Source organism: Pseudoxanthomonas sp. 3HH-4 (assembly GCF_006716465.1).
GTDB lineage: Bacteria > Pseudomonadota > Gammaproteobacteria > Xanthomonadales > Xanthomonadaceae > Pseudoxanthomonas_A.
The window spans coordinates 448,139-455,969 of record NZ_VFPB01000005.1; the positions used below are offsets into that span (position 1 = coordinate 448,139).

8 protein-coding genes and 4 tRNA genes are annotated in these 7,831 nt (G+C 66.1%); all 12 read left to right on the top strand.

What is annotated here, in order from left to right:
- The first annotated feature begins 29 nt into the window (after positions 1 to 29).
- Positions 30 to 1,673 (top strand): tetratricopeptide repeat protein, encoded by a 1,644-nt coding sequence (locus FB548_RS16560; RefSeq protein WP_255470603.1) that lies wholly within the window; start codon positions 30 to 32, stop codon positions 1,671 to 1,673.
- On the top strand, positions 1,670 to 2,320 hold the full coding sequence (gene lolB, locus FB548_RS16565; protein WP_142125891.1) for a lipoprotein insertase outer membrane protein LolB: 651 nt from the start codon (positions 1,670 to 1,672) through the stop codon (positions 2,318 to 2,320). Before FB548_RS16560 ends, lolB begins: the two co-directional genes overlap by 4 nt.
- Entirely contained in the window at positions 2,317 to 3,207 is an 891-nt protein-coding gene (gene ispE / locus FB548_RS16570; RefSeq protein WP_142125892.1) for a 4-(cytidine 5'-diphospho)-2-C-methyl-D-erythritol kinase, read from the top strand. The genes lolB and ispE overlap by 4 nt, the downstream gene beginning before the upstream one ends.
- Positions 3,206 to 3,281 (top strand) — tRNA-Gln (locus tag FB548_RS16575). Before ispE ends, FB548_RS16575 begins: the two co-directional genes overlap by 2 nt.
- Before the next feature lie 36 nt (positions 3,282 to 3,317).
- Positions 3,318 to 4,277, top strand: a complete 960-nt coding sequence (locus FB548_RS16580) for a ribose-phosphate diphosphokinase (RefSeq protein ID WP_055940747.1) — start codon at positions 3,318 to 3,320, stop codon at positions 4,275 to 4,277.
- 111 nt (positions 4,278 to 4,388) lie between these two features.
- Positions 4,389 to 5,042: a 50S ribosomal protein L25/general stress protein Ctc gene (locus FB548_RS16585; RefSeq protein WP_142125893.1), complete on the top strand. Its 654-nt coding sequence runs from the start codon at positions 4,389 to 4,391 to the stop codon at positions 5,040 to 5,042.
- A gap of 51 nt (positions 5,043 to 5,093) precedes the next feature.
- A complete protein-coding gene (gene pth / locus FB548_RS16590; protein ID WP_142125894.1) occupies positions 5,094 to 5,675 on the top strand; it encodes an aminoacyl-tRNA hydrolase in 582 nt (193 codons plus the stop codon).
- Between the two features lie 75 nt (positions 5,676 to 5,750).
- Positions 5,751 to 6,842: a redox-regulated ATPase YchF gene (gene ychF, locus FB548_RS16595; RefSeq protein WP_142125895.1), complete on the top strand. Its 1,092-nt coding sequence runs from the start codon at positions 5,751 to 5,753 to the stop codon at positions 6,840 to 6,842.
- 109 nt (positions 6,843 to 6,951) lie between these two features.
- Positions 6,952 to 7,037 (top strand) — tRNA-Tyr (locus tag FB548_RS16600).
- Between the two features lie 38 nt (positions 7,038 to 7,075).
- Positions 7,076 to 7,149: transfer RNA gene (locus tag FB548_RS16605), tRNA-Gly, on the top strand.
- Positions 7,150 to 7,199: 50 nt separating this feature from the next.
- A tRNA-Thr gene (locus FB548_RS16610) sits at positions 7,200 to 7,275 on the top strand.
- Positions 7,276 to 7,310: 35 nt separating this feature from the next.
- Positions 7,311 to 7,831: GTP-binding protein (locus tag FB548_RS16615; protein WP_142125896.1), on the top strand; the 521-nt coding region annotated here is incomplete at its 3' end.

Consider the following 7,831-nt stretch of genomic DNA (forward strand, 5'->3'; position numbering starts at 1 on the left):
TGTTTGCAGCGCTGGCGATGGCGGCCGCCATGCCCTCGGCGCTTGCCGCATCGTCGACCTCGCCCGGCCATCGGCAGGACGACGCGCTGACCACGGTGATGGCGGGCGAATTCGCCCTGCAGGCGGGCCAGTTGCCGGATGCCGCGCGCTGGTACCTGGACGCGGCGCGGGAGCAGGACGACGACGCCGGGCTGGCCGAACGCGCCACCCGGATCGCGCTGCTGGCCAAGGACGATGTCCGTGCGGGCGAAGCGATCAAGCTGTGGCGTGAGCGTTCGCCCCGCACCCTCGCGCTGCGCGGTGCGGAGGCCACGCTGGCACTGCGCAAGGGGCAGAGGCGGGTTGCGCGTCGCGAGTTGGCCGGGCTGATGAAGGATCCCGACGAGCTGGGTTGGCGTTACGCGCTGACGGCGTTGGCAAGCGGTGGGAAGGATCCTGAACTGCCGGCGCGGCTGTTGCGCGATCTGCTCGACGATGGCGCCATGCCCGAAAAATTGCAGGCTTGGCTGGCGTTTACCGGCCTGGCCCAGCAGATGGACGAGCCCGCGCTGGCCGAGCGGATGGTTGGTGATGTGGTCAAGCGCTTCTCCGGGGAGCCGCTGGTCGCCCTGCTGCAAGCCAGCCAGTTGCTGCAGGCGGATCGCAAGCAGGAGGCCCGCGCGGTGCTGGACGGTTTGCTTCCCAAGGCCGCAAGCGACGCAGCGCTGCGGCTGAAGCTGGCCGAGGAGTACGACAGGTTGGGCGACCCGGCGGCGGCCTCGCGCGCGCTGGGCCAGGGGCCGCAGGACACGCTGACCTATGGCCTGCGGGCGCAGTTGCTGGCCAAGGCGGACGATACGGCGTCTCTGGGCGAGCTGTATGAGGAACTGAAGCGGGCGGCTTCGGGTGTGGGGCAACCGACCCAGTACAGCCCGGACCGCCGGTTGCTGCTGGGGCAGATGGCGGAGTTCCTCAAGCGTCAGGATGAGGCGCTGGCGTGGTACCGCAGCGTGCCCGCCGGCGAGCAGCGGGCGGAAGCGCGTCTGCGCGCGATCAACACCCTGTTCGAACTGGAACGGAAGGATGAAGCGTTCGCGGAGGCCCGAAAGCTGCAGGGCGATGCCAGCGTCGAAGATGGCACCCGCCGCGACGCCTATCTGATGGAGGCCGAGCTGCAGCAGAAAGACAAGCAGGACGAAGGCCAGATGGAGGTCTTCGCCCGCGGGCTTGCGGCGTACCCCGATGACCTTGCGCTGTTGTATTCCCGTGGGTTGGCCTGGGAGCGGCGCGATCGCATCGACCATGCCGAGGCCGACTTCAGGCGAATCCTGGTGATCGAGCCGGACAACGTGGCAGCGCTCAACGCGCTGGGCTACACCCTGGCCGACCGCACCACGCGCTATCAGGAGGCACTGGAGTTGATCGACCGGGCGCGGACCGCCGCGCCGGAAGACGCGGCCATCATCGACAGTTATGGCTGGGTGCTTTACCGGCTGGGGCGCAATGCGGAGGCGCTGGTGGAACTGCGTCGCGCATTCACGCTGCAGAAGGACCCCGAGATCGCCGCCCATGTGGCGGAAGTGCTGTGGGTGATGGGGCAGAAGGACGAGGCGCGCCGGTATTTCGACGAAGCCCGCAAGCTGGATCCCGACAACCGCTCGTTGTTGCGGGCGCTGGAGAAGACAGGCGCATGAAGGTTTCCGGATTCCTGCTGGCGGGGCTCGCGGCCCTGTCGATGGTGGGGTGCGCCACGCGTGGCGCCACGGTGGACTCACCTGTACTGCGCGACCCCGCGGCGCTGGCGGCGGCGCAGGCTGGACAGGCCACGCGCACGGCGTGGCTGGCCTCGCAACCCGACTGGTCGTTCGCTGGACGCGTGGCGGTCAATGCGAACGGGAAGGGTGGCAGCGGCCGCATCGACTGGCAGCAGACCGGGTCGAGCTACCTGGTCGCGCTGAGCGCCCCGGTCACCCGTCAGAGCTGGCGCCTCAGCGGGGACCTGCGCTCCGGTGTCGCGCGGCTGGAAGGGTTGGAGGGCGGGCCTCGAGACGGCCCGGAGGCGGGCGACCTGTTGCGCACCGCCACCGGCTGGGACATTCCGGTCGCCTCGATGGTTCATTGGGCACGGGGCGTCGCGGATCCCGCGGCGCCAGCGGAAGGCATGGAATACGGGGCCGACGGCAGGCCGAGGACCTTCATGCAGCACGGGTGGCGGGTCGATTACCTGGACTGGCTCCCGGCCGACGGCGCGCAGCCCGCCATGCCGCGTCGCATGGAGGCGCGCCGGCAGGGCGCCACGGTGAAAGTCGCTGTCGACCAGTGGCACCTGACGCCGCCATGAGCCCCTTCCCCCGGGAAGAGGGCTGGTCGGCCTGGCCCGCCCCGGCCAAGCTCAACCTCGCATTGCAGATCACCGGTCGGCGCGCCGACGGCTATCACCTGTTGCAGACCGTGTTCCGTTTGCTGGAATGGGGGGACACCGTCCACGTCCGGCTTCGCCCGGAGGGTCGCGTGTGTCGGGTCGGTGCGTCCGTTCCCGGTGTCGCCGAGGCAGACGATCTTCTCGTGCGGGCAGCTGAGCTCCTGAGAAAAGAGGCCAATGTCGCTCAAGGTGTCGATATCGGCATCGAAAAGCGCATTCCTGCCGGGGGTGGTTTCGGCGGCGGGTCATCGGATGCGGCCACCGTGCTCGTGGCGCTGGATCATCTGTGGGACTGCCGATTGGGGCGCGGCGCGCTGGCGTCCCTGGGCCTGAGGCTGGGCGCGGATGTGCCCGTCTTCGTGCGCGGTGAGAATGCCTGGGCCGAAGGGGTGGGCGAAGTCCTGACGCCGCTGGCGCTACCGCCGGCGTGGTATCTGCTGGTTGATCCCGGTGTCCACGTTCCCACGGCGGCACTTTTCGCATCACCGGATTTGACGCGTGATGCTGCACCCGCGAAAATATCGGACTTCGTTTCGGGATCACTGCTCGGCAACGCGTTCGAGCCGGTCGTGCGTCGTCGGGAGCCTGCCATCGAGGCAGTCTTCCAGGCCCTTTCGCACATCGGTACGCCACGTTTGACGGGTTCCGGCGGCGGCTGCTTCGTGGAGTTCGCCGACCGGGCCTCTGCCGGGGCCGCGCTGGCGACCTTGCCTTCCGGGCTGCATGCCCGGGTGGTGGAGGGCGCCGCGCGATCGCCACTGCTGCGCGCGCTGGAGTCGTGTCGCGAGACGGAGAAAAACGCCTAGGGGCGTCGCCAAGTGGTTAAGGCACCGGGTTTTGATCCCGGCATTCGTAGGTTCGAATCCTTCCGCCCCTGCCAATTCACTGTGTCCTAGCCGCATCTGCCGAGACGACCATGCAAGACGAACGCAACCTGCTTGTCTTCTCCGGCAACGCAAACAAGCCGTTGGCGAACAGCATCTGCCGCGAACTGGGCGTGCGCCCGGGCAAGGCGCTGGTATCCCGCTTCTCGGACGGCGAAGTCCAGGTCGAGATCCAGGAAAACGTCCGCCGGCAGGAAGTGTTCGTCGTGCAGCCGACCTGCGCGCCGAGCGCCGAGAACCTGGTGGAACTGCTGGTGCTGATCGACGCGCTGAAGCGCGCATCGGCCAGCAGCGTCACCGCGGTGGTGCCGTACTTCGGCTACGCCCGCCAGGATCGCCGCATGCGCTCCTCGCGCGTGCCGATCACGGCCAAGGTGGCGGCGAAGATGTTCGGCGCGGTGAGTGCCGATCGCGTGCTGACGGTCGACCTGCATGCGGACCAGATCCAGGGTTTCTTCGATATCCCGGTGGACAACGTGTACGCCTCCCCTCTGCTGCTGGCCGACATCTGGCGCGCCTACGGCACGGAGAACCTGCTGGTCGTGTCGCCCGACGTGGGTGGCGTGGTGCGCGCCCGCGCGGTCGCCAAGCGCCTCGACGACGCCGACCTGGCGATCATCGACAAGCGCCGTCCGCGCGCCAATGTCGCCACGGTGATGAATATCATCGGCGACGTGGAAGGCAAGGACTGCGTGCTGGTGGACGACATCGTCGACACCGCCGGCACCCTCTGCGCCGCCGCCGCGGCGCTGAAGCAGCACGGCGCCAACAAGGTGGCGGCGTACTGCACCCATCCCGTGCTCTCGGGCCCGGCGGTGGACAACCTGAACAACTCGGTCCTCGACGAGCTCGTCGTCACCGATACCATCCCGCTCTCGCCGCAAGCGCAGGGCTGCAGCAAGATCCGCCAGCTGTCTGTGGCGGAACTGCTGGCGGAAACGATCCGCCGCATCGCTTTCGGCGAATCGGTCAGCTCGCTGTACGTGGATTGATTCTCCGCCGCACGCCGGGGTAATGGCGCGTGGCTTTCCGGGTTCATCTGGTCGCGGATGAGCCTTCATCAGATCGCCACACGGCGGTCCAACAACTAGGTAGTGAAGCAAATGGCTAAGACACATGAAATCAAGGTCGAGCGCCGCGAAGACGAGGGTAAGGGTGCGAGCCGCCGCCTCCGTCACGCGGGCACCGTGCCTGCCATCGTTTACGGTGGCGAACTGAAGCCGGTCAGCATCCAGCTGAACCACAACGAAGTCTGGCTGGCCTCCCAGCACGACTGGTTCTATTCGTCGATCCTGGACCTGAGCCTCAACGGCGACATCCAGAAGGTGCTGCTGCGTGACATGCAGCGCCACCCCTTCAAGCAGCAGATCATGCACCTGGACTTCCAGCGCGTGAACGAGAACGAGACGCTGCGCACCGCGGTGCCGCTGCACTTCCTCAACGAAGACAAGTCGCCGGCCGGCAAGTCCGCCGAAGTCGTGGTCACCCACGAGCTGAACGAAGTCGTTGTCGAGTGCCTGCCGAAGGACCTGCCGGAATTCATCGAGATCGACCTGGCCGACCTGGCCATCGGTGCGGTGGTCCACCTGTCCGAGGTCAAGCTGCCGGCCGGCGTGGTCATCCCCGAGCTGAAGCTGGGCAAAGAACACGATGTCGCCGTCGTGATCGCCAAGCACGGCAAGGAAGAGGCCGAGGAAGCTCCGGTGGAGTCTGCCGAAGTGCCGGCGGCCAAGGTCGCCAAGAAGGACGACAAGTAATCGCGTGAGCCTTCGCCCGCTCTGGCGGGCGAGGGTATGCGATGCGTCCCCATGGCAGGCTTGCGCCTCATCGTCGGACTGGGCAATCCCGGTGCCGAACATGCCCGAACCCGGCACAATGCCGGGTTCCATTTTGTCGACGCCCTGGCGGAGCGGCAGGGTGAGCGTTTCGGGCTGGACAGCAAGCTGTTCGGAGAGACCGCCAAAGTGGTGGTGGCCGGGCAGCCGGTCTGGTTGTTGAAGCCCGCCACTTACATGAACCTGAGTGGCAAGTCGGTAGCGGCGGCGCTGCGTTTCTGGAAGATCGCCCCGGAAGAGGCGTTGCTGGCACATGATGAGCTAGACCTGGCCCCGGGCGCGGCGCGCCTGAAGTTCGATGGCGGCCATGGTGGACAGAATGGCTTGCGCGACACCATGCAGCATCTTGGGCACGGCAAGTTCCATCGGTTGCGGATCGGCATCGGCCATCCCGGCCACAAGGACCGGGTGACCAGCTGGGTGCTGGGCAAGCCGGGCAAGGACGACGAAGTGCTAATCGCCCGTGCGATCGACGATGCGCTGGATGTGCTGCCGCTGGCGGTGGCGGGCAACTTCATGGACGCGATGACGCGGCTGCACACGCAGAAGCCGTGATTGGTGATTGGTGATTTGCAGGGCATGGATCGGCCCCGAATCACCAATCACGAATCACGAATCACGGATGTAGACATGGGCATCAAATGCGGCATCGTGGGCCTGCCGAACGTCGGCAAGTCGACCCTGTTCAACGCGCTGACAAAGGCGGGCATCGCGGCGGCCAACTTCCCGTTCTGCACCATCGAGCCGAACGTGGGCGTGGTGCCGGTGCCCGACCTGCGCCTCAACCAGCTGGCCGAGATCGTCAAGCCGCAGAAGGTCATCCCGACCGCGGTGGAGTTCGTCGACATCGCTGGCCTGGTGGCGGGCGCGGCCAGCGGCGAAGGTTTGGGCAACAAGTTCCTTGCGCACATCCGCGAAGTGGATGCGATCACCCACGTCGTTCGCTGCTTCGAGAACGACGATGTCATCCACGTCAACAACCGCATCGACCCGCTCTCGGACATTGACACCATCGATACCGAGCTGGCGCTGGCCGACCTGGAGAGCGTCGAGAAGGCGCTGAATCGCGCCGAGCGCTCCGCCAAGGCGGGCGAGAAGGACGCCATCGCCCGCAAGCCGGTGCTGCAGAAGCTGCAGGCAGGCCTCAACGACGGCAAGCCCGGCCGCGCGCTGGGCCTGGATGACGAGGAAAAGGCGCTGGTCCGCGACCTGTTCCTGCTGACCCTGAAGCCGGTGATGTATGTGGCCAACGTGTTGGAAGACGGGTTCGAGAACAATCCGCACCTTGACGCTGTGCGCGCCCGTGCCGCCACCGAGGGTGCCCAGGTGGTGCCGGTGTCTGCCGCCATCGAGGAGGAGCTGTCCCAGCTGGATGATGCTGACCGCGACGCCTTCCTGACCGATCTCGGCCTGGACGAGCCCGGCTTGAACCGGGTCATCCGGGCGGCGTATACGCTGCTGGGCCTGCAGACCTACTTCACTGCTGGCGTCAAGGAAGTGCGCGCCTGGACGGTGCGGGCCGGGTCCACCGCCCCCCAGGCGGCGGCCGTGATCCATACCGACTTCGAGAAGGGCTTCATCCGGGCCGAGACCATCGCCTTTGACGACTTCCTCAAATACAAGGGTGAGGCGGGCGCCCGCGACGCGGGCCGCCTGCGGCTGGAGGGCAAGGAGTATCGGGTGCAGGAAGGCGATGTCCTGCATTTCAGGTTCAACGTCTGAGAAAAAAGTGTGTCCGGCGCGTTGACAGACGGACCGGTACACGCCAAAATCTCGGGCTGTTTCACCCTGGTTTGATTTGGCCCACCAGCCCAGTCAGTCCGGTGATCCCGGAGGGATACCCAAGCGGCCAACGGGGGCAGACTGTAAATCTGCTGGCTTACGCCTTCGGTGGTTCGAATCCACCTCCCTCCACCAGTTTTCGTTGTTGCTTCGCGTTGTAGTGGTCTCCCGGTGCGGGAGTAGTTCAATGGTAGAACTGTAGCCTTCCAAGCTACTAGTGCGGGTTCGATTCCCGTCTCCCGCTCCACTGAACGTCCGTGCAGGATCTGCGGCAATCTAGCAACACACCGGTTTCACGCTCACGTAGCTCAGTCGGTAGAGCACCTCCTTGGTAAGGAGGAGGTCGAAGGTTCGATTCCTTTCGTGAGCACCACTTCCATCCATTGATCCACTCGAGAACCAGCAGCCATGGCAAAGGGTAAGTTCGAACGCACCAAGCCCCACGTGAACGTGGGCACGATTGGTCACGTTGACCACGGCAAGACGACGCTGACGGCGGCGCTGACGAAGATCGGCGCGGAGCGTTTCGGTGGCGAGTTCAAGGCCTATGACGCGATCGACGCGGCGCCGGAAGAGAAGGCGCGCGGCATCACGATCTCCACGGCCCACGTGGAATATGAATCTGCTGCGCGCCACTACGCGCACGTGGATTGCCCGGGCCACGCCGACTACGTGAAGAACATGATCACCGGTGCCGCCCAGATGGACGGCGCGATCCTGGTGTGCTCGGCCGCTGACGGCCCGATGCCGCAGACCCGCGAGCACATCCTGCTCTCGCGCCAGGTCGGTGTGCCGTACATCGTCGTGTTCCTGAACAAGGCCGACATGGTGGATGACGCCGAGCTGCTGGAGCTGGTGGAGATGGAAGTCCGCGAACTGCTGAGCAAGTACGAGTTCCCGGGCGACGACACCCCGATCATCTCGGGTTC